Annotated in this window: 26 protein-coding genes and 1 tRNA gene; 14 read left to right on the top strand and 13 right to left on the bottom strand. The window is 65.8% G+C overall.

Annotation, left to right across the window (positions count from 1 at the left end):
• The gene (locus tag ACN0V4_RS05210; protein ID WP_417673928.1) at positions 1–1,266 is read right to left on the bottom strand and encodes a DEAD/DEAH box helicase; all 1,266 of its coding nucleotides are present in this window, start codon (positions 1,264–1,266) and stop codon (positions 1–3) included.
• Between the two features lie 400 nt (positions 1,267–1,666).
• Between ACN0V4_RS05210 and ACN0V4_RS05205 the strand changes: the two genes are divergently transcribed.
• Complete coding sequence (locus tag ACN0V4_RS05205) at positions 1,667–2,089, top strand: Fur family transcriptional regulator (RefSeq protein WP_417673700.1); 423 nt, start codon at positions 1,667–1,669, stop codon at positions 2,087–2,089.
• 14 nt (positions 2,090–2,103) lie between these two features.
• Here ACN0V4_RS05205 and ACN0V4_RS05200 read toward each other — a convergent pair whose 3' ends face one another.
• Positions 2,104–2,805, bottom strand: a complete 702-nt coding sequence (locus tag ACN0V4_RS05200; protein WP_417673698.1) for an endonuclease/exonuclease/phosphatase family protein — start codon at positions 2,803–2,805, stop codon at positions 2,104–2,106.
• Between the two features lie 126 nt (positions 2,806–2,931).
• Here ACN0V4_RS05200 and ACN0V4_RS05195 point away from each other — a divergent pair, with 126 nt between their 5' ends.
• Entirely contained in the window at positions 2,932–3,825 is an 894-nt protein-coding gene (locus ACN0V4_RS05195; RefSeq protein WP_417673696.1) for a DMT family transporter, read from the top strand.
• 78 nt (positions 3,826–3,903) lie between these two features.
• On the opposite strand, the gene ACN0V4_RS05190 is transcribed toward ACN0V4_RS05195, so the two are convergent.
• On the bottom strand, positions 3,904–5,322 hold the full coding sequence (locus tag ACN0V4_RS05190; protein WP_417673694.1) for a protein adenylyltransferase SelO: 1,419 nt from the start codon (positions 5,320–5,322) through the stop codon (positions 3,904–3,906).
• A gap of 70 nt (positions 5,323–5,392) precedes the next feature.
• On the opposite strand from ACN0V4_RS05190, the gene ACN0V4_RS05185 reads away from it, so the two are divergent.
• Entirely contained in the window at positions 5,393–5,815 is a 423-nt protein-coding gene (locus ACN0V4_RS05185; RefSeq protein ID WP_417673692.1) for a cupin domain-containing protein, read from the top strand.
• 83 nt (positions 5,816–5,898) lie between these two features.
• On the opposite strand, the gene ACN0V4_RS05180 is transcribed toward ACN0V4_RS05185, so the two are convergent.
• Positions 5,899–7,008: an anhydro-N-acetylmuramic acid kinase gene (locus tag ACN0V4_RS05180; protein ID WP_417673690.1), complete on the bottom strand. Its 1,110-nt coding sequence runs from the start codon at positions 7,006–7,008 to the stop codon at positions 5,899–5,901.
• Positions 7,009–7,070: 62 nt separating this feature from the next.
• Between ACN0V4_RS05180 and tyrS the strand changes: the two genes are divergently transcribed.
• From tyrS to ACN0V4_RS05165, 3 genes are all read left to right on the top strand, one after another.
• Complete coding sequence (gene tyrS / locus ACN0V4_RS05175; protein WP_417673688.1) at positions 7,071–8,327, top strand: tyrosine--tRNA ligase; 1,257 nt, start codon at positions 7,071–7,073, stop codon at positions 8,325–8,327.
• Positions 8,328–8,582: 255 nt separating this feature from the next.
• A complete protein-coding gene (locus ACN0V4_RS05170; RefSeq protein ID WP_417673686.1) occupies positions 8,583–9,338 on the top strand; it encodes an SDR family NAD(P)-dependent oxidoreductase in 756 nt (251 codons plus the stop codon).
• Between the two features lie 133 nt (positions 9,339–9,471).
• On the top strand, positions 9,472–10,689 hold the full coding sequence (locus ACN0V4_RS05165) for an MFS transporter (RefSeq protein WP_417673684.1): 1,218 nt from the start codon (positions 9,472–9,474) through the stop codon (positions 10,687–10,689).
• A 3-nt stretch (positions 10,690–10,692) separates the two neighbouring features.
• On the opposite strand, the gene ACN0V4_RS05160 is transcribed toward ACN0V4_RS05165, so the two are convergent.
• The 3 genes from ACN0V4_RS05160 to ACN0V4_RS05150 all read right to left on the bottom strand — a co-directional run bounded on the left by ACN0V4_RS05160 (position 10,693) and on the right by ACN0V4_RS05150 (position 13,998).
• Entirely contained in the window at positions 10,693–12,501 is a 1,809-nt protein-coding gene (locus ACN0V4_RS05160; protein WP_417673682.1) for an ABC-F family ATP-binding cassette domain-containing protein, read from the bottom strand.
• A gap of 162 nt (positions 12,502–12,663) precedes the next feature.
• A complete protein-coding gene (locus tag ACN0V4_RS05155; protein WP_417673680.1) occupies positions 12,664–13,392 on the bottom strand; it encodes a GNAT family N-acetyltransferase in 729 nt (242 codons plus the stop codon).
• Positions 13,393–13,527: 135 nt separating this feature from the next.
• Complete coding sequence (locus ACN0V4_RS05150) at positions 13,528–13,998, bottom strand: outer membrane protein assembly factor BamE (RefSeq protein ID WP_417673678.1); 471 nt, start codon at positions 13,996–13,998, stop codon at positions 13,528–13,530.
• Positions 13,999–14,106: 108 nt separating this feature from the next.
• Between ACN0V4_RS05150 and ACN0V4_RS05145 the strand changes: the two genes are divergently transcribed.
• The 8 genes from ACN0V4_RS05145 to ACN0V4_RS05110 all read left to right on the top strand — a co-directional run bounded on the left by ACN0V4_RS05145 (position 14,107) and on the right by ACN0V4_RS05110 (position 19,827).
• Positions 14,107–14,643 carry a YceD family protein gene (locus ACN0V4_RS05145; protein WP_417673676.1) on the top strand — a complete coding sequence of 179 codons (537 nt, stop codon included), beginning with the start codon at positions 14,107–14,109 and terminating at the stop codon, positions 14,641–14,643.
• A 209-nt stretch (positions 14,644–14,852) separates the two neighbouring features.
• Positions 14,853–15,059, top strand: a complete 207-nt coding sequence (gene rpmF / locus ACN0V4_RS05140; protein ID WP_284479167.1) for a 50S ribosomal protein L32 — start codon at positions 14,853–14,855, stop codon at positions 15,057–15,059.
• A 22-nt stretch (positions 15,060–15,081) separates the two neighbouring features.
• Entirely contained in the window at positions 15,082–16,221 is a 1,140-nt protein-coding gene (plsX, locus tag ACN0V4_RS05135) for a phosphate acyltransferase PlsX (RefSeq protein WP_417673674.1), read from the top strand.
• A gap of 4 nt (positions 16,222–16,225) precedes the next feature.
• Positions 16,226–17,197 carry a beta-ketoacyl-ACP synthase III gene (locus ACN0V4_RS05130; protein WP_417673672.1) on the top strand — a complete coding sequence of 324 codons (972 nt, stop codon included), beginning with the start codon at positions 16,226–16,228 and terminating at the stop codon, positions 17,195–17,197.
• Positions 17,198–17,297: 100 nt separating this feature from the next.
• The gene (gene ihfA, locus ACN0V4_RS05125) at positions 17,298–17,600 is read left to right on the top strand and encodes an integration host factor subunit alpha (RefSeq protein WP_417673670.1); all 303 of its coding nucleotides are present in this window, start codon (positions 17,298–17,300) and stop codon (positions 17,598–17,600) included.
• Positions 17,601–17,615: 15 nt separating this feature from the next.
• Entirely contained in the window at positions 17,616–18,560 is a 945-nt protein-coding gene (locus tag ACN0V4_RS05120) for a MerR family transcriptional regulator (RefSeq protein ID WP_417673668.1), read from the top strand.
• A 58-nt stretch (positions 18,561–18,618) separates the two neighbouring features.
• Positions 18,619–18,695 (top strand) — tRNA-Pro (locus ACN0V4_RS05115).
• Positions 18,696–18,750: 55 nt separating this feature from the next.
• Positions 18,751–19,827: a 2'-deoxycytidine 5'-triphosphate deaminase gene (locus ACN0V4_RS05110; RefSeq protein WP_417673666.1), complete on the top strand. Its 1,077-nt coding sequence runs from the start codon at positions 18,751–18,753 to the stop codon at positions 19,825–19,827.
• Positions 19,828–19,845: 18 nt separating this feature from the next.
• Here the strand turns inward: ACN0V4_RS05110 and ACN0V4_RS05105 are convergent, their stop codons facing one another.
• The 6 genes from ACN0V4_RS05105 to argS all read right to left on the bottom strand — a co-directional run bounded on the left by ACN0V4_RS05105 (position 19,846) and on the right by argS (position 25,547).
• Positions 19,846–20,127: a hypothetical protein gene (locus tag ACN0V4_RS05105; RefSeq protein WP_417673664.1), complete on the bottom strand. Its 282-nt coding sequence runs from the start codon at positions 20,125–20,127 to the stop codon at positions 19,846–19,848.
• An 85-nt stretch (positions 20,128–20,212) separates the two neighbouring features.
• The gene (gene scpB, locus ACN0V4_RS05100; RefSeq protein WP_417673662.1) at positions 20,213–20,887 is read right to left on the bottom strand and encodes an SMC-Scp complex subunit ScpB; all 675 of its coding nucleotides are present in this window, start codon (positions 20,885–20,887) and stop codon (positions 20,213–20,215) included.
• Positions 20,884–21,681: a segregation and condensation protein A gene (locus ACN0V4_RS05095; RefSeq protein WP_417673660.1), complete on the bottom strand. Its 798-nt coding sequence runs from the start codon at positions 21,679–21,681 to the stop codon at positions 20,884–20,886. The genes scpB and ACN0V4_RS05095 overlap by 4 nt, the downstream gene beginning before the upstream one ends.
• Positions 21,671–22,678 carry a beta-N-acetylhexosaminidase gene (nagZ, locus tag ACN0V4_RS05090; RefSeq protein WP_417673658.1) on the bottom strand — a complete coding sequence of 336 codons (1,008 nt, stop codon included), beginning with the start codon at positions 22,676–22,678 and terminating at the stop codon, positions 21,671–21,673. The genes ACN0V4_RS05095 and nagZ overlap by 11 nt, the downstream gene beginning before the upstream one ends.
• Positions 22,675–23,712, bottom strand: coding sequence for an SPOR domain-containing protein (locus tag ACN0V4_RS05085; RefSeq protein ID WP_417673656.1), 1,038 nt, complete (start codon positions 23,710–23,712; stop codon positions 22,675–22,677). Before ACN0V4_RS05085 ends, nagZ begins: the two co-directional genes overlap by 4 nt.
• 89 nt (positions 23,713–23,801) lie before the next feature.
• A complete protein-coding gene (gene argS / locus ACN0V4_RS05080; RefSeq protein WP_417673654.1) occupies positions 23,802–25,547 on the bottom strand; it encodes an arginine--tRNA ligase in 1,746 nt (581 codons plus the stop codon).
• Positions 25,548–25,557 lie beyond the last annotated feature (10 nt).

Here is a 25,557-nt window from a genome sequence, read left to right as displayed (position 1 = left end):
TCAGGCCGCCTTCGACGCCCCACGCCCACCGCTTTGCGGCGGCCGCCGACGACGACGCGGGCCGCCGGCAGGTTTGCCAGCCGACGTGCCGGCCCCACCACCCCGACGTCCACCGCCACCGAACTTCGGTTTCGCCGGATCGTCCATCACCTCCCAGGCGCGGCCCGAGGCGACCGGGATCGACATCTTCATGACCTTCTGGATCGCCTTCAGCTCTTCCATCTCGTCCGGCGCGCAAAGTGCGATGGCGGCGCCATCCTTGCCGGCCCGCGCGGTGCGGCCGATACGGTGAACATAGGAATCCGGCACATTCGGCAGCTCGTAGTTATAGACGTGCTTCACGTCCGGGATATCGAGACCCCGCGCCGCCACATCGGTGGCGACCAGCACCCGGATTTCCCCGGCCTTGAAGGCGGCAAGCGCCCGGTCGCGCTGACCCTGGCTCTTGTTGCCATGGATCGCAGCGGTGGAGAAACCGGCCTTCTCCAGCGACTTCATCAGCTTGTCCGAGCCGTGCTTGGTGCGGGCAAAGACCAGCGCCAATTCGTCCTTATGGCTGGCCAGAAGTTCGATCAGCAGGTCGGTTTTCGCCGCCTTGGCAACGAAATGCACCGATTGGGTGATCTTGTCGGCAGCCTTGCCCGGCGGCGTCACCTCGACCCGCATGGGGTTTTGCAGATAGCTCTGGGCGATTTCGTTCATTTGCTTCGGCATGGTGGCCGAGAACAGCAGCGTCTGCCGCTTGGAGGGCAGCAGCGCCGCGATCTTGCGCAGGGCGTGGATAAAGCCCAGATCCAGCATCTGGTCGGCCTCGTCCAGCACCAGGAAATCGCAATCCTCCAGCGTCACCGCATTGCGGTCGAGCAGGTCGAGCAACCGACCGGGGGTGGCGACCAGGATATCGGTGCCACGCTCAAGCCGCTTGATCTGGGCATTGATCGACTGGCCACCGACCACATAGCCGACCTTCAGCGGCGTCCCCTCGACCAGGGCGCGCAGCGTTTCGGAGATCTGGTTGGCCAGTTCCCGCGTCGGCGCCAGCACCAGGGCACGCACGGTATAGCGGGCGGGCTTGCGGCCGATTTCCAGCATCTTGGCCACCAGCGGCAGGCCGAAGGCGGCGGTCTTGCCGGTGCCGGTCTGGGCTAGGCCCATCACGTCGCGGCCTTCCAGTGCCAGCGGGATCGCGCGGCTCTGAATCGGGGTCGGTTCGCTCAGGCCCATCGCGGCCAAACGCTTCAGCAGGTGGGTCGGCAGACCCATCATCTCAAATTGGTTCAAGTCATGTCCTTTCGGACCCGCATCCTGCGAGCCCAGGGTTCGACCGCATCCGCGCGGCCTTGGGGCGCGGTCCTCTGCTCCGATGGCCACATGCCACGGAACCGGCCGACGCTTTGGCCCCACGCGTGATTTTGGGAACTCATGGCACCATCCCGGAATGCTTCGGTCACAAACGGCTTGAGGCCGCAGGCCGGGCGGGTTGACCGCTCTCATCTATCATCTGCTCACGCGGCAGAGGACGGTACCATGAGTGATCAGATGGACGCGCCGACCGACAATGTCAACCGCGCTGACCCCGACGCGACGTAAAAGCCGGTAGCCCTGCGGCGAAACAGACGCTAAACCCGGAAACCGAGACCGACGGGGATCAGCCAGGAACCAGCCAATGCCCGAAACCATCCTCGCCCGCTGCGAAGCCATGGGCCTGCGCATGACCGGCCAGCGCCGCACCATCGCGCGCGTGCTGGAAGAGAGCGAAGACCACCCCGACGCAGAAGAGCTGCACGCGCGGGCCAACGCATTGGATCCGGGCATCTCGATCGCCACGGTCTATCGCACGGTGAAGCTGTTCGAAGAGGCGGGCATTCTGGAGCGGCGCGAATTCGGCGACGGGCGCGCGCGCTATGAGGATGCCGAGCGCGACCACCACGGCCATCTGATCGACCTCAACAGCGGGACGGTGATCGAATTCAGCGATCCCGAGATCGAAGAGCTGCAGGCCAAGATCGCCGAGCGGCTGGGATATGAGCTGCGCGGCCACCGGATGGAGCTTTACGGTGTGCCGGTGAAGCGGGCGCCCAAGGCCTAAGCTCGGCGCAGGCCCTACCCGACCACCAGATCCGCCCAGACCGGCAGGTGATCCGAGGCGATCTGCGCCGGCTGCTCCTCGAACACCCCATGCGCCGCGACCCTGAGCCCCGGCCCCACCGCGATCCGGTCCAGCGGCCCCAGCGGGCGCAGGGCGGGGAAACTGGGCTTGGGCGGCAGAAACCGCATCTCGGGCGCCAGGGGCTCCAGCACCGGACGCCGCGACCATTCGTTGAAATCCCCGGCCCAGACCGTCGGCATCGGCGCCATCCGAGCACAATGCTGCGCCAGCTGCCGCACCTGGCGATAGCGATAGCTGCCGACCAGCCCCAGATGCATCCCGACCACCCGCAGCGGCCCGAGCGGGGTGTCGAAGCTGACCCAGACCGCGCCGCGCGACTCGAGCCCCGGCAGCGGCAGATGGCCCATGCCGGTGAGCGCAATCGCCTTGCCGCGCCAGATCACCGCATTGCCATGCCAGCCAAGCGAACCGGCGCCGCCCAGATCGGCGATCTGCCAGCCGGCCTCCTCCAGCACGAAATGCGGCAGCGCGGCGGGACGCGGCGGCAGCCGCTTGTCGGCCTCCTGCAGCACCACGATATCAGCGCCCAGCCGATCGACCACCTGCAGCGTGCGCCGCGGCTGCCGGCGCAGGTCGAGACCGACGCATTTCTGGATGTTGTAGCTGGCGAGGCGCAGACTGGCAGAGTCGGTCATGCCGAGAGGATCCGGGATTGCATGCCCCAATTGTGCCGATGCCGCAGCGCAGCGCAACCCCCATGGTGAGACGGCGCCAATTTACATGCCATTGACAAAAGTGTGCCCAGAGCATCCTTTGGCGAGATGGTAGAAAAACGCGCAATCGACTTGTTCGGGGCGACGACCCTGACCGGGTTCGCGCTGCTTTTGTCGTTCAATCAGGTGGTGATCAAGCTGACCGCCGCGGGCTTTGCCCCGGTGTTTCAGGCCGGGCTCCGCTCGGCTTTGGCGGCGGTGGTGCTGCTGATCTGGATTCGCGCCCGAGGCATCAGCCTGCAACTGCCCGCCTCGGCCGCGGGCTGGGCGTTGGTCAGCGGGCTGATCTTCACCTTTCAGTTCGTCGCCCTCTATATCGCGCTCGACCTGACCACGGTATCGCGCGCCTCGGTGATCTTCTATTCGATGCCGGTCTGGCTGGGGCTGGCGGCGCACCTGTGGCTGCCAGGCGAACGGCTGAGCGGCGCGCGGCTGGTCGGCATGGCCCTGGCGATGGCCGGCGTCGCCCTGGCGATGCTGGACCGCAGCAGCGGCCAGGCCAGCCTCTGGGGTGATCTGCTGGCGCTCGTCGCCGCGCTTGGCTGGGCCTGCGTGGCGCTGCTGACGCGGGTGACGCCGCTGACGGCGGTACAGCCCTCGGTGCAGTTGCTCTTTCAGGCGGTGATCTCCGCCCCCGTCATGCTGGTGCTGGCCCCGTTTTTCGGCGACCTCTGGCGCGAGCCGCAGCCGATCCATCTGGCGGGGCTGCTGTTCCAGGGTGTCTGCGTCATGGGGCTGGGCTTCGTGTTCTGGCTGCACCTGCTGTCGATCTACCGCGCCTCCTCGGTGGCCTCCTTCAGCTTTCTGTCGCCGGTCTTCTCGGTGGCGCTGGGATGGCTTCTGCTGGACGAACATGTCGGCCCCGGGGTCTGGGGGGCGCTGGCGCTGGTGGCGGTGGGGATCGTGCTGATCAACCGCATGCCGGCCCGGCCCGCGGGGTAAGGGGGCTATCAGCCCCCTCGGGGCCTCCGGCCCCTCACCCCCGAGGATATTTTCAGCTAGAAAAAGGCGGCAACGCGATCAGGTACCACAGAAGGTGGCCTGCACCACTTCTGAGGGCAGCGGCGGGCGCTTGAGATCTGCCGCCTCGGGCTGGTCGGCATAGGGCCGCGCCAGCACCTGATTGAGCCGGGTGAAAGGCGCGTAATCGCCCGCCACGGCGGCCTCGATCATCTGCTCCATCCGGTGGTTGCGCGGGATCAAGGCCGGGTTGGCGGCGGCGATCAGCGGCGCCGGATCGGGCTGACCGGCGCGGCGGGCGCGCCAATCGGCCTCCCAGGTGTCGAAGGCCAAGGCGTCGGTGAACTGATCGCGCGCCTGCACGGTGCCGAGGGCACGGAAAGTATTGGTGAAATCGGCCTGATTCTCTGCCATGCGGGCCAGCAGATCGCCGATCAGCCGGGCGTCGCCCTCTTGCGCATCGGCCAGCGCCAGCTTGGCGCGGAAGCGGTCGAGCCAATGCGCCTCGATCTCGGCCGGCATGGCGTGGACGATCGCCGTCGCCTCCTCCACCGCCGCGTCGCGGTCCGGCATCTGCTGGATCAGCGCGGTGGCGAATTGCGCCATGTTCCAGACCACGATATCCGCCTGCCGGTCATAGGCATAGCGGCCATACCGGTCGATCGAGCTGTAGACCGTCTGCGGGTGATAGCTGTCGAGAAAGGCGCAGGGGCCATAGTCGATCGTCTCGCCCGAGACGGCGCAATTGTCGGTATTCATCACCCCATGGATGAAACCGACCGACAGCCATTGCACCACCAGCCGCGCCTGCGCGGCGCAGACCGCGCGCAACAGATCCATCGGCCCCTGAGCCTCGGGATAGTGGCGGGCGATGGCGTAATCGGTAAGCTGTCCGAGGCTGGCGAGATCGCCGCGCGCGGCGAAGATCTGGAAGGTGCCAACGCGCAGGTGGCTGGCCGCCACCCGGGTCAGCACCGCCCCGGGCAAGGCGCGCTCGCGATAGACCGGCTCGCCGGTCTCCACCGCCGCCAGCGCCCGGGTGGTGGGGATGCCAAGGGCATGCATCGCCTCGGAGACCACATATTCGCGCAGGACCGGCCCCAGCCAGGCGCGACCATCGCCGCCGCGCGACCAGGCGGTGCGCCCGGCGCCCTTGAGCTGGATGTCGCGCCGCTGCCCGTCGAGGCCGACCACCTCGCCCAGCAGCACCGCGCGGCCATCGCCAAGCTGCGGGTTATACTGGCCGAACTGATGCCCGGAATAGAGCTGCGCCAAGGGCTCCGCCCCGGCGGGGACCGCATTGCCGGCAAAGACCTGCGCCATCTCCTCCACCTCGCCCGGCGCGATGCCCATCAGCCGGGCCAGATCGGCGTTGAAGGCGCTCAGCCGCGGCGCGGTGACCGGCTGCGGCAGCTGGGGGCTGAAAAAGGCACCCGGCAGGCGCGCGAAGGAGTTATCAAAGGGGATGTGCAGGCTCATGCCCGCATAGATAACGCGAGCGCAGCGAATTGCCATAGCCTCCCACGCACAAACCCCGCATACTGCCGCCATGACCGCTGAAGAGATCATCGAGAAGCTGCAGCTTATCCGCCACCCCGAAGGCGGCTGGTTCCGCGAGACCTGGCGGGCGGCGACACCCGAGGGCCGCCCCAGTGGCACCTGCATCTTCTTTCTGTTGGCCGAGGGCGAGGCCAGCCATTGGCATAGGGTCGACGCCACCGAGATCTGGCACTATCACACCGGCGCACCGCTGATCCTGTCGATCAGCCCGGACGAGACTGGCCCGGCCCGCGATCACCTGCTCAGCGCCGATCTCAGCGAAGGTCTGCCACATCTGATCGTGCCCGAACAGCATTGGCAGGCCGCCCGCAGCACCGGCGCCTATACGCTGGTCTCCTGCACCGTCTCGCCGGGGTTCGACTTCGCAGGCTTCACCCTGGCGCCTCCCGGCTTCGACATCCCGCGCGACTGATTGCCCCTGCCCGCGCCACGGGCCTTTTTCTAGCTGCAAATATCCCGGTGGAGACGCGCGAAGCGCGGCGGGGGCAGCGCCCCCTACTGGGCCGGTCGGCTGACGATACCGCCGCCGACCAGCGCCCCCACCCCGGTGGTGCCGGGACAGGAGGTCGGCATGCCATAGGCCACGCGCACGGCGAGATAGGCGAAGGCCTGCGCTTCCAGCATGTCGCCGTCGAGGCCCACCGCCTCGACCGGCTCGACCGGACAGTCGAGCGAGACGCGCAGCATCTCCATCAGCACCGGATTGTGCCGGCCGCCGCCGGTGACCAGCAGGCGCGCGGGCAGGCGCGGGCAATGTTCCATCCCCTGCAACACACCGGCGGCGCACATCGCCGTCAGGGTGGCGGCGGCATCGGCATCGGCCAATTCGCCCACCAGGCCGATCATTTCCGAAAAATCATTCCTGTCCAAAGACTTCGGAGGCATTCGCGCGAAATAGGGTTCCGCCAGGAACAATTCCAGTGCGCCCTCCTCGACCTGTCCCAGCGCCGCGACCCGGCCGCCCTCGTCCATCGGCAGCCCGAGGCGCGCCAGCATCAGATCGTTGACCGGGGCATTCGCCGGGCCGGTATCGAAGGCCAGCAGCGCGCCGGGCTGTTCGGGGGCCTCGAACGAGGGGTCGACATAGGTGATATTGCCCACCCCGCCGAGGTTCAGAAAACACAGCGGTTCCGTGGCGCCGATCCATTTGGCGCAGGCGAAATGGAAGAAGGGAGCCAGCGGCGCGCCCTCGCCCCCCAGCGCCACGTCGTCCGAGCGGAAATCCCAGACCACCGGCACGCCCAGGGCCTGCGCCAGCGCCGCGCCGTCGCCCACCTGGCAGGTGCCGCGCCCACGCGGCTCGTGCGCCAGGGTCTGGCCATGGTAGCCGACGATATCGACATCGTCGAATTGCGACAGAAGCGCTGCATGGGCGGCATCGACGACATCGCCCGCGGCCTCGGCCTCCGGCCCGCTCCAATGGCCGAGCGCCGCGTGCAGAACCGCGCGCTCTTCCGCGCCATAGGGGCGATAGCCCGTCTTGCCGAAGCCGAGGATCCGCCGCCCGTCGGTCTCGACCACCGCGGCGTCGACGCCATCGAGAGAAGTGCCGCTCATGGCGCCCAGGGCACGCAGCGGCGCGCCCGTCTTGCCGGCCTTATTCATGGCCTTTTCCTTTGTCTCACTGCCGCCTATACACTCCCCGCAAATCAAACCCGAGGCAAGCCATGACATACCATCCCAAATCCGACTTCCTGCAGGTGATGATGGAACGCGGCTATCTGGCCGACTGCACCGATTACGAGGGGCTCGACGACGCCCTGACCTCGGGCGTGGTGACGGCCTATATCGGGTATGACGCCACGGCGAAATCGCTGCACGTGGGCCATCTGCTGAATATCATGATGCTGCGCTGGTTGCAGAAGACCGGGCATCGACCGATCACGCTGATGGGCGGCGGCACCACCAAGGTGGGCGATCCGAGCTTTCGCTCGGACGAGCGCCCGCTGCTGAGCCCGGAGCAGATCGACGCCAATATCAACGGCATGAAGCAGGTCTTCGCCAAATACCTCGCCTATGGCGATGGGCCGAACGGCGCGATGATGCTGAACAATGCCGAATGGCTGGACGACCTGAACTATCTCGAGTTCCTGCGCGACATCGGCCGGCATTTCAGCGTCAACCGAATGCTGAGCTTCGAGAGCGTGAAATCGCGGCTCGACCGCGAGCAGTCGCTGAGCTTTCTCGAATTCAACTACATGATCCTGCAGGCCTACGACTTCCTCGAGCTGAACCGCCGCTATGGCTGCGTGCTGCAGATGGGCGGATCGGACCAATGGGGCAATATCGTCAACGGCATCGACCTGACGCGCCGGGTGTTGGACAATACCATCTATGGGCTGACCTCGCCGCTTCTGACCACCTCGGACGGGCGCAAGATGGGCAAGAGCCAGGGCGGCGCCATGTGGCTGAACGCCGAGATGCTGAGCCCCTACGAGTTCTGGCAGTTCTGGCGCAACACCACCGACGCCGACGTGGGCCGGTTCCTGAAGCTCTATACCGAGCTGCCGGTGACGGAATGCGACCGGCTGGGGGCGCTGGAAGGCTCCGAGATCAACGCGGCCAAGATCATCCTGGCCAATGAGGTGACGAGCCTGCTGCACGGTGCCGAGGCGGCGGCGGCGGCCGAGGCCACCGCCCGCGAGGTCTTCGAGAAGGGCGGCGTGGGTGACGACCTGCCGACGCTGGAGTTGACTGCGGAAGAGGTCGCCGGCGAAGGCATTTCCATCGTACAGGTGATCGTGCGCGCCGGTCTGGCGAAATCGGGGAAAGAGGCCAAGCGGCTGATCGCCGAGAATGGCGCCCGCATCGGCGATGAGCCGCTGACCGATGCCGGCCTGATGCTGGACGCCGCGGCGCTTGCCAGCCCGATCAAGCTGTCGGCGGGCAAGAAACGCCACGCGCTGGTGCAACTGGCGGGCTGAGCCTGTCGGCCCCGACCCTCTGCGACGCCCCGACCCTGCGGTCGGGGCGTTTTGCTGTCGGCAGGATGGAAAGGCCGCGCGATCTCGCGCCAGGTCTGCTGACCTTGGGCAAAGCCTGCTCCGCGGGAGCCTCCGGCGGCCGTATTTGAACCGAGAAGAAGTGACGCGCCGTGGCGTTTCTGATTTGCGGGCTGGATCCCGGTGGCCCGGCGCTGTTATCTGAACGCGTGTTCAAATCGAGGGAGGGAGCCCCCAATGAAACTCAGTGATACGGCCGCGGTGATCACCGGCGGCGCCTCGGGTCTGGGCGAGGCCACGGCCCGCTATTTCGCGAGCCAGGGCGCCCAGGTGACGCTGCTGGACCGCGACGCCGAGCGGGGCGAGAAGGTCGCGGCCGAGATCGGCGGGCATTTCGTGCAGACCGATGTGACCAGCGACGAGTCGGTGGCCAAGGCCATCGCCTATGCGGTCGAGAAGATGGGCAAGATCACCGCCGCGGTGAACTGCGCCGGGATCGGCACGGTCGGCAAGACGCTGGGCAAGGACGGCCCGCTGCCGCTGTCGACCTTCCAGATCACCATCAACGTCAACCTGGTGGGCAGCTTCAATGTCGCCCGTCTGGCTGCCGCCGAGATGGCCAAGAACGCCCCCGACGCCGATGGCGAGCGCGGCGTGATCATCAATACCGCCTCGGTCGCGGCCTTCGACGGGCAGAAGGGCCAGGTGCCCTATTCCGCCTCCAAGGGCGGCATCGTCGGGATGACCCTGCCGATGGCGCGCGATCTGGCGCGCGACAACATCCGGGTGATGGCGATCGCGCCGGGCATCTTCCTGACGCCGATGCTGATGGGTCTGCCCGAGGCGGCGCAGCAGCAGCTGGCCGCCGATGTGCCGAACCCGCCGCGCCTGGGCCGGCCGGAAGAATACGGCCGCCTCGCAGGTTTCATCGTCGAGATGGGATATCTCAACGGTGAGGTGATCCGCATCGACGGCGCGCTCAGGATGCGTTGAGCCTTCGGGGCTGCGCCGGTTCCCGGCGCAGCCCCTTCACGACAACGCGCGCGGCCCCGGCGGCACTGGCGCCGCGGCGATCGCCGGCCTATCGTCGCGTTCGACGCCTGGTGACAGCCGAAAGCTTGCCGCGATGATTGCAAAGATCCCCCCGACATCGACCCGCCCCGCCCTGCCGCGCACCATCTGGATGCTGGGGCTGGTGAGCCTGTTCATGGATATCTCCTCCGAGATGATCCATGCGCTGTTGCCGCTGTTCCTGACCACCACCTTGGGGGCGAGCGTGGCGCTGGTCGGCGTGCTCGAGGGCATCGCGGAATCAACCGCGGCCATCGTCAAGGTCTTCTCCGGCTATATCTCCGACCGGATCGGGCGACGAAAACCGCTGATCCTGATGGGCTATGGCCTGGGCGCGCTGTCGAAACCGTTCTTCGCGCTGGCGACCGCCACGTTTCCGGTGTTCGCCGCCCGCTTCGTCGACCGGATCGGCAAGGGCATCCGCGGCGCCCCGCGCGACGCGCTGATCGCCGATGTCGTCCCGCCCGAGATCCGCGGCCGCGCCTATGGGCTGCGGCAGGGGCTGGACACCGCCGGCGCCTTTATCGGGCCGTTGCTGGCGATCGCCCTGATGGCGCTTTTCAACGACAACATGCGCGCGGTTTTCTGGTTCGCGGTGATCCCCGGGCTGATTGCCGCCGCCTGCGTGCTGCTGGGGGTGGAGGATCGCGCCGCGGGCCCCGAGGCGCCGCGCCGGGCGCCGCCGATCCGCCTGGGCGACCTGCGCCAGTTCAGCCGCGCCTTCTGGGGCATCGTCGGGATTGGCGTTCTGTTCACCCTCGCCCGTTTCAGCGAGGCCTTCCTGATTCTGCGCGCCCATGACGAAGGGTTGCCGCTGGCGCTGGCCCCGATGGTGCTGGTGACGATGAACGTGGTCTATTCGCTGGGCGCCTATCCCGCCGGCGCCTGGTCCGACGCCGCCTCGCCCCGGCTGCTTCTGTTGCTCGGGCTCGGGGCGTTGATCGGTGCCGATCTGTTGCTGGCGCTGGCCCCGGGGCTGATCTGGACCTTCGCCGGGGTGGCACTCTGGGGGGTGCATCTGGCGATCACCCAGGGGCTGCTGTCGAAACTGGTGGCCCAGCACGCGCCCGAGAGGCTAAGGGGGTCGGCCTTCGGTCTCTTCAACTCGGCCACCGGGGTGGCGATGCTGGCGGCCAGCATCATCGCCGGGCTGCTTTGGGATCAGCTCGGCCCCGCGGCGACCTTCCTGGCCGGCGCGGGATTTGCGCTGTTGACCGCGGTGCTGATCCTGGCACAGGCGGCGACGCGGAGCCGCCCGGCCGGGGCAAAATAGCCGTCAGGAGGCCCCGGCCTTTTCTTCCAGCTCCAGCCATTCCTCTTCGGCGGCGGCAAGTTTCTCCTGCCGCTGGACAAGGGCCTCGCTCGCCTTCTGGAACTTGACCGGCTCGCGGCTGTAAAGGTCCGGATCGGCCATCAGCTCGGTCAGCTTGGCGATCTCGGCCTCAAGCCGCTCGATCTCGGCCGGCAGGGCTTCGAGCCGATGCTTCTCGGTGAAGGAAAGGCCAGGCTTCGACTTCACTTCCTGCTTTAGCTTCGATTTATTATCCCTTGGCTTTTCGGCCTTTTCCACCATGGCGCCAGGTTTTTGCGCCTGATAGTCCGACCAGCCACCGGCATAGATCGTTGCCTTGCCGTCCCCCTCCATCGCCACCGTGGTCGCCGCTACCCGATCCAGGAAATCGCGGTCATGGCTGACCAGCAGCACGGTGCCGTCGTAGTCGTCCAGCAACTCCTGCAGCAGGTCCAGGGTCTCGATATCCAGATCGTTGGTCGGCTCGTCGAGCACCAGCAGGTTCGAGCTTTGCGCCATCAGACGCGCCAGCAACAGCCGCGCCTTCTCCCCGCCCGACAGCGATCGCACCGGCGCCCGCGCCTGGCGTTCGTCAAAGAGGAAATCCTTGAGATAGGCCACCACATGCTTCGGCACGCCGCGCACCATGACCTGATCCGCCTTGCCCGAGACCCGCATCAACGGATCGCTGGTCAGGCTGTCCCACAGGGTCGCCTCGGGGTCGAGCTGGGCACGGGCCTGATCGAAGACCGCGATCTCCAGATTGGTGCCGCGGCTGACGGTGCCGGTATCCGGTTCGACCTCTCCCAGCAGGATCTTGAGCAAGGTCGTCTTGCCGGCGCCATTAGGGCCGACAAAGGCCACCCGATCGCCGCGCAGGATCCGGATCGAGAAATCCCGCAAGATCACCTTGTCACCGTAAGTCTTTGAAATATCATCAGCTTCAATCACTTTACGGCCGGATTTCGGGCCGGCCTCCAGCGCCATGGCGGCGGTGCCCTGGCGTTTGATCTGACCTGCCCGCTCGGCCCTGAGCGCCTGCAGCGCCCGCACCCGGCCCTGGTTGCGCTTGCGTCGGGCGCTGATGCCCTCGACGGCCCAGCGACCTTCGGATTTGATCAGCCGATCCAGCTTGTGGCGCTGCTGATCCTCTTCTTCCCAGAGCGTGTCGCGCCAGGCTTCGAAATGCTCGAAGCCCTTCTCCTGCCGTCGCACCTGGCCGCGGTCGATCCACAGCGTGGCACGGGTCAGGTTGCGCAGAAAGGCGCGGTCGTGGCTGATCAGGACGAATCCGGCGCGGGTGGCGGCGAGTTCCCGCTCGAGCCAGCCGATCGCCTCGATATCCAGATGGTTGGTGGGTTCGTCCAGCAGCATCAGCTCTGGCGCCTCGGCCATCAGCCGCGCCAGAGCGGCGCGCCGCCGTTCGCCGCCCGAGGCGGTCTCGACCGGGCGGGCGGGATCGAATTTCAGCCCCTCGCCGGCGCGTTCGACCTTATAGAGATCGCCCGGCGCCAGACCTGCGCTGGCGAAATCGCCCAGCGTGGCGAATCCCGTCATATCGGGATCCTGCTCCATATAGCCGACCGAAACGCCGGGGCCGACGATCACCTCGCCCCGATCGGGCTCGACCAGACCGGCCATCACCTTCATCAGGGTGGATTTGCCCGACCCGTTGCGCCCGACCAGCGCCACCCGGTCGCCCGGCTGAACCACGAGATCGAGGTTTGAAAATACCGGCTCTCCCCCGAAGGTGAGGGAAATGCCATTGAGCTGAAGAAGAGGTACGCGTGCCATGCCTGCCAGCTATCCGCGCCAAGGGGCGCCGTCAATCTCCGCAACAGCGCCGCATCACCCTCAGATGAAGTCCGGGGCCGCCGCCCCTGCTTCTTCTCGTCTCAAATACGGAAATTCCGACCGCTGGCCCACACCAGACCTCGAAGGCCTGGCGCCGCAGCCTCAGCCGGCGACGGCGCGCAGCAGGCGTTTGCGCCCCGGGGGAATCGCCCCGATCTCCAGCCCGGTAAAGACATGCAGCGTGTTCATCTGCCGGTCGACCACCGCATGATCGCTGACCCAGCCGCCCATCAGCAGATAGGTGCGCAGCAAGGGTGGCATCCTGAGCATGGCCTTTTTCGCATCCGGTTTCCGCCTGAGCCGCGCGGCAAAGCGGAAGACATCGGGCGCCTTGACCCGCGGCAACCAGCGTTTCGGCCCCAGATGACGGTGCTTCAGCATGGCGAAGGCGTCGAGATATTGCTCGGTCTCGGTGCCGGCGAAGGAGGAACAGCCGAACAGCATCGCGATTCCCTGCTCGTCGACAAAGCGCGTCATCGCTCCCCAGGCCACCCGCAGGATATCAGGATCGTGCCAGTCGGGATGGATGCAGAAGCGGCCCATCTCGACCATGCGGCCCTCGAAGCTTTGCAGCCCTTCGAGTTCATAGAATTGCGCCGAATAGCTGCGCACCAGATCGTCGCCGCCCTCGAGCACCAGCATGCGAAAGCAGCATACCAGCGCCCCCGAGCGCATCTCGTGCACCAGGATGTGGGAACAGATGTCGTCGAAGTGATCGCGGTCCGGCCCGCTAGTGCGAAAGGCCAAGGTGCGCAGAGCCTGGGCTGCCGCCACATCCCCGGGGGTTTCGGCCAGACGTGCGCGATAACGGCCTTTCATCAAAAGCGGCATGGCACCCTCTGCAATCCGGCGTGATGGCTGCGAGAAATCTAGTCTCGCAGCCTCTATCACACAAGAGAAGACACCGCGGTGACGCGCCGAGACCGGGCCCCGGGCGCCTTGCCAGCCGACCTTATCCGCCCAGCCTTATTCGCCCAGAGCGGTCGCCGGGTTGAAGCGGCCGAGGTTGCCCAGAAGCTGACGCAGGAAAGTCTTGTCCTCGATACTGGAGGAGGTCACCCGCCGTTGCAGCGGAATCACCTTGCCATCCTCGAGCCCATAGCGCTGGACGCCACTGACCACCCCACGCTTGTCGAAATTGATCGCCACCACCTCGCGCGAAACGACCTTGGGTTCGGTCGGCCCATAGTGGCGCATCCGGGATTCGACATAATAGAAACCACTGTCCTGCAGAACGCCGGACGAACTGGGCGGCCCGATATGTTCCAGCACGGTATCGCGGGTATCGACGCCGACCTTGATGGCATTCAGCTCATCCTCGGGCGGCACATAGCCGTGATTGCGGTAGATCGCCACGCAGCCCGCCATGGCCAGCAGAGCAATCCCCGCGAGGGCGGCCCGCAGACCCGTCTTGAGCGGTGGTACGAATACAGTCATAACTGCCCTCTCGCCTTGGCTTTAATGCGCCTGACCACCCGATTATATAAACTGGGCCTATGGTTCAAGATTGCGAAGCCCCAACCAGAAGAAAGCTGATAAACCGCGATGACCGAAACCCACGCCTTCCGGGTGGCTGAGCTGGCGCAGAACGCCCCCGTCGCCTTTGATCTGTCCCCCGATGCCGAGGCCCGCGCCCGCATTGCGACCGAGCTTGACCTCGCGGCGCTGCGAAAACTGCGGTTTTCCGGCAAGATCACCGCACAGGGCCGCCGCGACTGGCTGCTCGAAGGAACGCTGGGCGCCACTGTGGTGCAGCCCTGCGTCGTTACGCTGGAACCGGTGACCACCCGCATCGACACCGCCGTGCGCCGGCTATATCTCGCCAACATGGACGTCCCCCAGGGCGCCGAGGTCGAAATGCCCGAGGATGACACAGTCGAGCCGCTCGGCACCGTTATCGACCCCGAGGCGGTGATGATCGAGGCGCTCGAGCTTGCGCTGCCGCTTTATCCGCGCTCGGAGAGCGCCGAACTTGGCGAGGCGGTCTTTACCGAACCGGGCAAGCAGGCGATGCGGGACGAGGACACCCGCCCCTTTGCCGCGCTGGCCTCTTTGCGCGACGCCGCAAAGGACAAACCCTGAGCCCCCGGCCCCACGCCCCCGGCTGGCCGACGAAAAACTCTGAAACCCCCTTGCGCAGGCAGGAATTCGCAGTATTTTCGCCCGCTCATCGGATTTAGGGTTGGACAAGCCGCAGGCCCCGGCCTAAACGCACGTCACGCCGTATCACACGGAATCGAAACTCGGCTCGCGAGACCGCTCGGGGCCCCAGATTAGACAAGGGTTGAGACATGGCTGTCCAACAGAACAAAGTTTCCAAGTCGCGCCGTAACAACCGCCGGGCGCATGACGCTCTGGTTGCTGCAAACCCCAACGAATGCTCGAACTGCGGCGAACTGAAGCGCCCGCACCACGTGTGCCCGTCCTGCGGCCATTACGATGACCGTGAAGTCGTCGCGATGACCGACGAGATCGAGCTGGACGAAGACGCGGCTTGAGCTCAGCCAGACGCATCCGCGCATGACCCCCATGCCCGACCAGATGCCTGACGAGACCGGCCCCGAGGCTGGACGTATCGTTGTATCGGTCGATGCCATGGGGGGCGATGCCGGCCCTGGGGTGGTTGTTGCCGGGATGGATCTGTCCGCCCGCAAGAACCCCGAGATCGGCTTCATCCTGCACGGACCGGAAGAGCAGCTTAGACCGCTGGTCGCGCGCCGCCGCTCGCTTGCGGGGCGCGTTGTCTTTCATGACGTGGCCGAAGTGGTCACCATGGAGGACAAGCCCAGCCATGTCATGCGCCACGGTCGCGACACCTCGATGTGGGCCGCGCTCGAATCCGTGCGCGATGGCAAGGCACATGGGGCGGTGTCCTGCGGCAATACCGGCGCCTTGATGGCGCTGAGCATGCTTTGCCTGCGCCGCCTGCCCGGCATCAGCCGTCCCGCCATCGCGATCCTCTGGCCCTCGCGCAATCCGCAGGGGGCGAACATCATGCTCGACGTCGGCGCCGATGTGCGCGCCGATGCGCGTGATCTGCTGCAATATGCGATGATGGGGGCCTCCTATGCCCGCAACGGCATGGACCTGCGCCGCCCCCGCGTCGGGCTGCTCAACGTCGGCACCGAGGAACACAAGGGCCGGCCCGAGCTGAAAGAGGCCCACGCGCTGATCACCCGATTCGCCGACAAGGCCAATTTCGATTTCGTCGGCTTCGTCGAAGGCAGCGATATCCCCGGTGATGTCGCAGACGTGATCGTCACCGACGGCTTTACCGGCAACGTCGCCATCAAGACCGGCGAAGGCACCGCCAGCATGATCGGCGAGGCGCTGCGCGAAGCGTTCCGCTATTCGCTGCTGTCGCGGCTGGCCTCGATCCTGGCGATCACCTCGCTCAGACGACTGAAAAAGCGCATCGACCCGCGACGGTCCAACGGTGGCATCTTTCTTGGCCTCAATGGCACCGTGGTGAAATCCCACGGCGGATCGGATGCCACCAGCGTGTCGGCGGCGATCAAGCTGGCCTTTCAACTGGCCCAATCCGGTTTTGCCGAAAAGCTGGCGGCACGGGTTGCATCTGCCGCCGAGCTTACACAAGATGCCGCCGGACGCAGCGTCAATCCGGCTGTGGAAGAAAAAGACGGCGAAGGGCAGGCTTAACATCATGGTGAAACGTTCTGTCGTGATTGGGGTTGGCCATTACCTCCCCGAGCGCGTCGTTCCCAACTCGGAATTCGAACAGACTCTCGACACTTCGGACGAATGGATTCGCAGCCGTTCGGGCATCGAACGGCGGCATTTCGCAGCCGAGGGAGAGAGGACTTCGGATCTGGCGACTCATGCGGCCCGCGCCGCCCTGGCCGATGCCGGCATCGAGGCCGACGCGATCGACGCCATCGTGCTGGCGACCTCGACCGCCGATCTCACCTTCCCCTCCGCCGCGACCATGGTCCAGGCGCAACTTGAGATGACCCACGGCTTCGCCTTCGACGTGCAGGCGGTCTGTGCCGGTTTCATCTATGCGCTGTCGACCGCGAACGCGCTGATTCTCTCCGGTCAGGCCGAACGCATCCTGGTGATCGGAGCCGAGACCTTCTCGCGCATCATGGACTGGACCGATCGCTCGACCTGCGTGCTGTTCGGCGATGGGGCCGGCGCGCTGATCCTCGAAGGGCGCGACGAACCCGGCCTGCCGTCCGATCGCGGCATCCTGTCGGTCGATCTGCATTCCGACGGGCGCTTCAAGGACCTGCTCTATGTCGATGGCGGCGTGTCGACCGGCACCTCCGGCTATCTGCGCATGCAGGGCAACCAGGTGTTCCGCCACGCGGTGGAAAAACTGGCCAAGACTGCCGAAACCGCCTTGGAACGGGCTGGATTGACCGCAGAGGACGTCGACTGGATCGTGCCGCACCAGGCAAATATCCGCATTATCCAGGGCACCGCGAAGAAAATGGGCCTACCGATGGAAAAGGTTGTGGTCACCGTGCAGGACCATGGCAACACCTCAGCCGCCTCGATTCCGCTGGCGCTTTCGGTCGGCAAGGCCCGCGGACAGATCAAGACGGGCGACCTTCTGGTGACCGAAGCGATCGGCGGCGGGCTGGCCTGGGGCTCGGTGGTTCTCCGCTGGTAGGACCACCCGGCGTTGCCGCATAACTTAGCTCCTGCAATTCATTGATATTGACAGTGAAATTGCCCTGCCCCTATTCTGGCTGGAACTCAAGGGGGTTGGTATGGGCTCGAAGACTCTGACACGTATGGACCTGAGCGAAGCAGTGTTTCGCGAAGTCGGCCTGTCGCGCAATGAAAGCGCTCAGCTTGTCGAAAGCATGCTGGAACATATTTCCGACGCGCTGGTGCGCGGGGAGCAGGTCAAGATCTCTTCCTTCGGCACCTTCAGCGTGCGGGACAAATCCGCCCGTGTGGGCCGCAATCCAAAAACCGGTGAGGAAGTGCCGATTCAGCCGCGCCGCGTGCTGACCTTCCGTCCGTCGCATCTGATGAAAGACCGCGTCGCCGCCGGAAACCGGGACTAAGCAGGTTCTGAAGCAATGACAAAGTCCCCGGATGCCTTCCGCACCATTAGCGAAGTCGCGGCCTGGCTCGGGGTGCAGGCGCATGTTCTGCGGTTCTGGGAAAGCAAGTTCCCCCAGGTCAAACCGATCAAGCGCGCCGGCGGGCGACGCTATTACCGCCCCGCCGACATGCGGCTGATCGGCGGCATCAAGACGCTGCTGCATGATGACGGCATGACCATCAAGGGGGTGCAGAAGATTCTGCGCGAACAGGGCGTGCCCTATGTTTCCGACATGTCGCCGTCGCTCGAAGGCGATCAGTTCGACGAAATCCCCCTGATCGAAGCCGAGGAAGAACGCGGCACCGTGCTGGCCTTCAAGGCCAAGCCCTCGTCTCCGATCCTGGTGCAACGGCCGATCGAGACGGTTGCGGCAGCAGAGCTGACGCCGGAGGACACTGCGGAAGACGAGATTACACCGGACCAGACGGTGGCGCCCTCCGGAACCGACATGGCCGCCGCCACGGACAGCCAGGTTGCGGCACCGGCAGTAGAATCATCTTCAGACAGCCCTTCGGAGCCTGCCCGAGTCGAATCTCCCGCCGAATCCGTCGAGCTGCCGCTCATCGACCAGCCGCAGGCGCCTCTGCCCCCCATCATGGCGGCAGAGGATCAGCCCGCAGCCGGGGAGACCGCCGCCGCAGAGGCCGATGTCCCGGTCCTGCCCTCTTTCCTCGCCCCCGGCCACGCCGCCTCGCCCCTGGCCACACCGCCGCACGAGCAGCCCGCTGGCTCTGACACGGCAATGGCCGCCGGCAGCCCTGACACCGGGCCACAGGACGATCTGCGCTATGCTCCGGGGCTGCTCGGGCACCTCGCCGGCATCACCAGGCTGAGCCGTCTCGAGGCCGCGCGCATCGCGCCTTTCGCCCGCGCCCTGCGCGACTGGCACGACCGTCAGGAAAAAACGATCGGGCGGTAAAAATCTTCATGCTGCCCCCTTGCCCCTGCCCCCAAATACAGTATGAAGACCCCCACGTCGGGCTATGGCGCAGCCTGGTAGCGCGTCCGTCTGGGGGACGGAAGGTCGCAGGTTCGAGTCCTGCTAGCCCGACCAATTTCTACAAGCGTTACCACTTCAGCCGCCTTCCACAACAGGACAGGACAGGCTTATGACAGGCGTTTGCCCCGATCATCAAATCCGCGAAATGCTGGCCACTGGCGCGATCCATGCCGAAGACCCGGTGCTGGACGAACAGGTACAGCCGGCCAGTCTTGATCTGCGGCTCGGCACTGTCGCCTATCGCGTCCGCGCCTCCTTTCTGGCCGGACAGGGCCACAGCGTCGCCGACCGGCTCGCCGAATTCGAGATGCACCGCATCGACCTGAGCCAGGGCGCGGTGCTGGAAAAGGGCTGCGTCTATCTGGTGCCGCTCGCCGAGTCGCTGGCCCTGCCTGCCGACATGACGGCGGTCGCCAATGCCAAAAGCTCCACCGGCCGGCTTGATCTTCTGACCCGGACCATCATCGACGAGGGCACGGAATTCGACCGGATTCCAGCCGGTTACCATGGCCCGCTCTATGCCGAGATCTGTCCGCGCAGCTTTTCGGTGCTGGTGCGGCCGGGCATGCGGCTGAACCAGATCCGATTCCGCCGCGGTCAGGCGATTCTCAGCGACGAGGCGCTGCGCGCGCTGCATGCCGAAACCGCACTGGTCGACGGGCCGGCGATGATCGAACAGGGGCTGGGATTCTCGGTCGACCTGCATCCACGGGATTCCGATCTGGTCGGCTATCGCGCCAAGCCCCATACCGGGGTGATCGACCTTGACCGCATCGGCGCCTATGATCCCGCCGAGTTCTGGGAAGAGATCCGCACAACCGCCGGGCATATCATCCTGGATCCGGGCGCCTTCTATATTCTGGTCAGCCGCGAGGCGGTGCATATCCCGCCCGACTACGCCGCCGAAATGGCGCCCTATGTCGCCATGGTGGGGGAGTTCCGCGTCCATTACGCCGGGTTCTTCGATCCCGGCTTCGGCCATGCCGGAGCCGGCGGGGCGGGCGCACGCGGCGTGCTCGAGGTACGCTGCCACGAGGCGCCCTTCGTGCTGGAACACGGTCAGATCGTCGGCCGTCTGGTCTATGAACGCATGTCAGAGCCGCCCACACGCCTCTACGGCGCCGGGATCGCCTCCAACTATCAGGGTCAGGGTCTGAAGCTGTCCAAGCACTTCCGCGCCGGCTGAGGGCCGCTCGCGACGTGCCTAGGGCTTGCCGCCCCGCGTGGCGCGGCGGGCCTGCCGGATCTGGCGAATGCGGTCGCGCTCCTCGGCGCTCGCCGGCGATTGCTGGGCCATCTCGTCCTGCGTCGCCTCATCCGAGGTCACCCCATAGCGATCCGCCGCCATCGGCCGCGACGGAGGCGTGCTGCGCCCGCTTTTCTTGCCCAGGGTCGATGCGGCGTTGATCCCCGCGTTCACCCCGCTGCGGATAAGCCGGTGCATCACCTGCCGCAGGATCATGTTGATGATCTGATTGAGGTTCATCTCGTTGCATCCCCTTCCAAGCTCAGCCCCTTACCTAGGAAGAGACTATGCGAATTTCACGGCAAGGCGGGCGATTTCGCCGGAATTAATCCTCGAAAAGCTCGGTCTGGCCGGATTCCGGGCTGTTCAGCTCGTCCTCATCCACCTCCCGCTGGCCCAGGGGTATGGTTCCCGGCGGTGGCCGGTTCTCCAGCAGGCCGGCGGCGCGCAGCTCCTTCAACCCAGGCAGATCACGGGCGGTCTCCAGCCCGAAGTGATCCAGGAATTCCTCGGTCACCACAAAGGTGATCGGACGGCCCGGCGTCATCTTGCGACGGCCGAAGCGGATCCATCCCATTTCCAGCAACTGGTCGATGGTGCCCCGGCTGACCGAGACGCCGCGGATCTCCTCGATCTCGGCCCGGGTGCAGGGCTGGTGATAGGCGATGATGGCAAGCGTCTCGATCGCGGCGCGCGACAGCTTGCGCACCTCGACGGTTTCCTTCTGCATCAGATAGCCCAGATCGGGCGCGGTACGGATCGCCCAGGCGTCCCCCACCCGCACGACGCGCACGCCGCGCCCCTCATAGCGTTTGCGCAGGTTTACCAGCGCCTCGGCCGGATCGCAGCCATGCGGCAGCCGCGCCTCGAGATCGCGCACGGTCACCGGTTCGGCGCTGGCGAAGAGCACCGCCTCGACCATCCGTTCCTGTTCGCCCAAAGGCGGCGCCTCGAAGAGGGATTCTTCCTGCGGCGCCTCGCGCTTGTGCTCTTCGCTCACTCTCTCTTGTCCCTTCTGCGCAACTGGATCGGCGCGAATATCTCGGTCTGCCGGATCTCCATATGGCCTTCCTTGACCAGTTCGAGCGAGGCGGCGAAGGTCGCCGCCGTGGCGGAGCGGCGGCGCATCGGGTCGTTTTCCCAGCCGTCGGGCAGATAGCTGGTCAGATCGGTCCAGTCGCCGGCATAGCCGATCAGCGGCCGCATCCGATCAAGCGCCTGTTCCATGGTGAAAACGTTGTGGCGATCCATCACGAAGGGGCGGAATTCATCCCGCGTGCGGACCCGGGCATAGCCCTGCATCAGATCGAGCAGCGTGGCCGAATAGGTCACCGTGCGGATGCGCATCACATCCTCGCCCTGCCCGCGCGCAAAGAAATCGCGGCCCTTCTGGTCGCGTCCCATCAGCCGGGCGGCGACGTCGCGCATCGCCTGCAGCCGTTCCAGCTGGAAGGCCAGATGTGCCGCCAGTTCCTCGCCCGAGGGGCCCTCTTCGGTGGGATCGGGGGGCAGCAGCAGCCGCGATTTCAGGAAGGCCAGCCAGGCCGCCATCACCAGATAGTCGGCGGCGAGTTCGATCCTGAGCGCCTTGGCCTTCTCGACGAAGGTCAGATATTGCTGCGCCAGATGCAGAACCGAGATCTTGCGCAAATCGACCTTTTGCGTGCGCGACAGCATCAGCAGCACGTCGAGCGGGCCTTCGAACCCGTCCACATCGACGATCAGCGCCTCGGCCGCGAGGCGTTCGGTCACCGACAGTCGTTCATCTTCTTCAAAAAGGTCTCTATCCGCCATAGACCATTCCGCCCATGAGGCAGGAAAGCTCCTCTTCGGCGGCCTGAATGTCAAGCGGTTCGGGGTTCTGCCGCGCGGCCAGAGCCGCCTCGGCGCGGGCCTGGGCGGTCTCCCCCATCTCTCCGGCGGCCTCGGCCACGGCGCGACGTTCGGCGAGGGTGGCATTGCACAGCAGAACCACATCGCAACCGGCAGTCAGAGAGGCGCGCGACAGCTCTGCCAGATCGCCCTGGAGCGCCTTCATCGAGATGTCGTCGGTCATGATCAGCCCGTCAAAGCCGATCTGTTCGCGGATCATCGCCATGACCGGCGGCGACAGCGTCGCCGGGCGATCGTCGATGGCGTCATAGACCAGATGCGCCGTCATCCCCATCGGCACGTCGTTCAGCATCCGGAAAGCGGCGAAATCGGTATCGTCCAGCTCCTCCGCATCGGCGGCGACATGGGGAAGATCGAAATGGCTGTCCTGGGTGGCGCGGCCATGGCCCGGGATATGTTTCAGCACCGGCAGCACGCCGCCGGCCATCAGCCCGTCGGCCACCGCACGCGCCAGCCGGGCCACGGTTTCGGGATCGGACCCATAGCAGCGGTTCTTCAGGAAGGGATGCGTCGCCTCGCCGGCGAGATCGGCCATCGGCGCGCAATCGGTGTCGATGCCCAGATCGCGCAGCTCTGCCGCGATCAGGCGATAGCGCAGGAACATGGCCCGTTCGGCCTCATCGCCGGCACCGGCGACGTGATCCAGGGGCGGCAACCATTCGCGCCAGAGCGGCGCCCGCAGCCGCTGCACCCGGCCGCCTTCCTGATCGATCAGGATCGGCGCCTCGCGTCCGACGGCGTTGCGCATGTCATCGCAAAGCGCCCGGATCTGATCCGGGCTGTCGATATTGCGGGCGAAGAGGATGAACCCGAAAGGGTTGGTCTCGCGAAAGAGGGAAATCTCATCGGCCGAGAGGCGCAGCCCCTCGGCATCCAGAATCGTGGCGCCGAATCTCACCGCACGGTCACCGGGATACAGTCGGCATTCTCCGCCACCAGGGCCGAACAGAACCGGCGCGCGTCGCTCAGATCATCAAAGCCCATGGCGCGCAGCCGATAGAAGGTGCGCCCGCCGCTGCTGGCCTTCTGGATCACCCGCTTCTTGCCGCCCATGTAATCGCCGAAACGCGCGAACAGACGCTCCCATTCCTCCCGCGCGATATCGGGGCTGTCATAGGCGCCAAGCTGGGCCAGACGGGTGCCCGTCGACAGGCTGGCCGAGTCGACCTCGACCGTGGTGCTGGTCGCCATCACGTCCTGCGCCGACTTCAGCGCATCGGCGACATCGACACGCGCCGCGGCGGCCATACGCAGCGGCCGCTCCATCGGGCGGGGCGACACCTTGACGCCCGGGGCGAGCAGCAGCTCGGGATCAATAGAGGCCAGATGGGCGCCGACCAGATCGTCGGAGCTTTCCTCGCCCATGGTCACGCCATCGACCTGAGTATCGACACCCTCGTTTGCGACGTTCTCGATCGACGCCGTCGTATCGGTCACCTGCCGCACCACCGCGTCGACGGTGCCACCACGAACCTTCGCCGCGGCCCCGGCATTGCGCGCCGCCACGACCACCGTGTCGTTCCCGGCCTCCATCGGCTTGTCTTCATCGGTCAGATGCACCGGCCGGGGCGCCAGGGTCAGCGTATCGGGCAGAGTCTCGCTGGCGCCATTGCCAGCGGCAACCGCATTGACGGCCAGACCCATGTGATCTGCGGGCTGACCGCCCGGATCATCGGGGGCCACCCGCATCGGTCCTTCCAGCGCGCGCACCACCGGCACGCCGCTGACATCGCGGACCATCAGCTTGTAGCCCCAGATACCGACCCCCACCACCAGCGTGAGAGAAGCCACGGCACCGGCGATATTCACGATCCGACCGAGGCTGCGCCCCGTCGTCTGTGCGCGAGCCGGCTCTACGCCCTCCTGCGGATCATAGTCATCCGCATAGAGATCTTCCCCATACACACCATAGGTGTACTCGATATCCGCCATATCCGCCTCACTGCCCATCGGCGCGGGTGTTTATCCCACGCTCGGGTTCACTTGCTTACTGCCTCGTGCCGGCGGTTCGGGCGACTTGGTTATCGCATCTCCTGCGCCGGCGTGACCCCAAGAATACCAAGGCCGGCGGAAATAACAACGGAAACGGCACGCGCCAGTGCCATTTTTGCCTGAGATGTTGCAACATCCCCCTCCTGAACGAAGCGCAGCTCGGTCACTTCGTTGCCGCGGTTCCACAGTGCATGGAAATCGCTGGCCAGTTCGTTCAGGTAAAAGGCGATCCGGTGCGGCTCGTGCGAACGGGCGGCAGTTTCCACCAGACGCGGCCATTCGGCCAGCTTCTTGGCGACCGTCAGCTCGGCCTCATGGCCGATCAGCCCCAGATCGGCGGCGCCCAGGGTGGCGTCATCGGTTGCGATTCCCGCCTCCGTCGCCTTGCGCAGCACGCTCATCACCCGGGCGTTGGCATATTGCACGTAGAACACCGGGTTCTCGCGGCTCTGCTCCAGCACCTTGTCGAAGTCGAAATCGAGCGGCGCGTCGTTCTTGCGGGTCAGCATCACGAAACGGGTCACATCCGGGCCGACCTGATCGACCACATCGCGCAGGGTGACGAAGTTCCCTGCCCGCTTCGACATCTTGAAGGGCTCGCCGTTCTTCCACAGCTTGACCAGCTGGGTCAGCTTGATATCGACCGGCACCCGGCCTTCGGACAGCGCCGAAACCGCCGCCTTCATCCGCTTGACATAACCGCCATGGTCGGCCCCGAAGACGTCGATCAGCTCGTCGAAGCCGCGGGTGATCTTGTCGTAGTGATAGGCGATATCGGGGGCGAAATAGGTCCAGCTGCCGTCCGATTTCATGATCGGCCGGTCAACATCGTCGCCATGCAGGGTCGATTTGAACAGCGTCTGTTCGCGCGGCTCCCAATCCTCGGGGGTCTTGCCCTTCGGCGGCTCGAGCACGCCGCGATAGATCAGCCCCTTGGCACGCAGATGTTCGATCGCATCCTCGATCCGACCCGTGCCATAGAGCGATTTTTCGGAAAAGAAGACATCCATCTTGACGCCAAGCGCCGCCAGATCCTCGCGGATCAGCGTCATCATCTTGTCGGTGGCATAATCGCGCAGCTGTTCCAGCCAGACGGATTCGGGCTGATCGACATAACGATCGCCGATCTCTTCGGCCAAGGTCTTGCCGACCTCGATCAGATATTCGCCGGGATAGGTGCCATCGGGGAAATCGACCTCGGTCCCCAGCGCCTCGAGATAGCGCAGATAGACCGACCGGGCCAGCACATCGACCTGGGCGCCACCGTCGTTGATGTAATATTCGCGGGTCACGTCATGGCCGGAATAATCCAGCAGGCTCGCCAGCGCATCGCCGAAGACCGCGCCCCGGGTGTGGCCCACATGCAGCGGACCGGTGGGGTTGGCCGAGACATATTCGACGTTGACCTTCATCCCATGGCCCAGATCGGAGCGACCATAGGCGGTTCCCTCGGCCAGCACCGCGCCGACCAGCTCCTGCCAGACCCGCGCCTCGAGCCGCAGGTTCAGGAAGCCGGGGCCGGCCACCTCGGCCCCCGCGACCCGGCCATCGGCAACCAGCCGGGCGGCAAGCGTCTCGGCGATATCGCGGGGCTTCATCTTGGCGGGTTTCGCCAGAACCATGGCGGCATTGGTCGCCATATCCCCATGCGCCGCATCGCGCGGCGGTTCCACCGTGACGTTGTCAAGGGACAGACCTTCGGGCAACAGCCCCTCGGCGGTCATGACCGCGAGGTTGTCTAGCACGAGCGCGCGGATATCGGCGAAGATGTTCATACCTAAGTTT

It is taken from the genome of Pseudodonghicola sp., assembly GCF_048268305.1.
In the GTDB taxonomy this organism is placed as follows: Bacteria; Pseudomonadota; Alphaproteobacteria; order Rhodobacterales; family Rhodobacteraceae; genus Pseudodonghicola.
The sequence above is the reverse complement of the archived record's forward strand: the minus strand, read 5'-3'. Positions and strand labels throughout refer to the sequence as shown.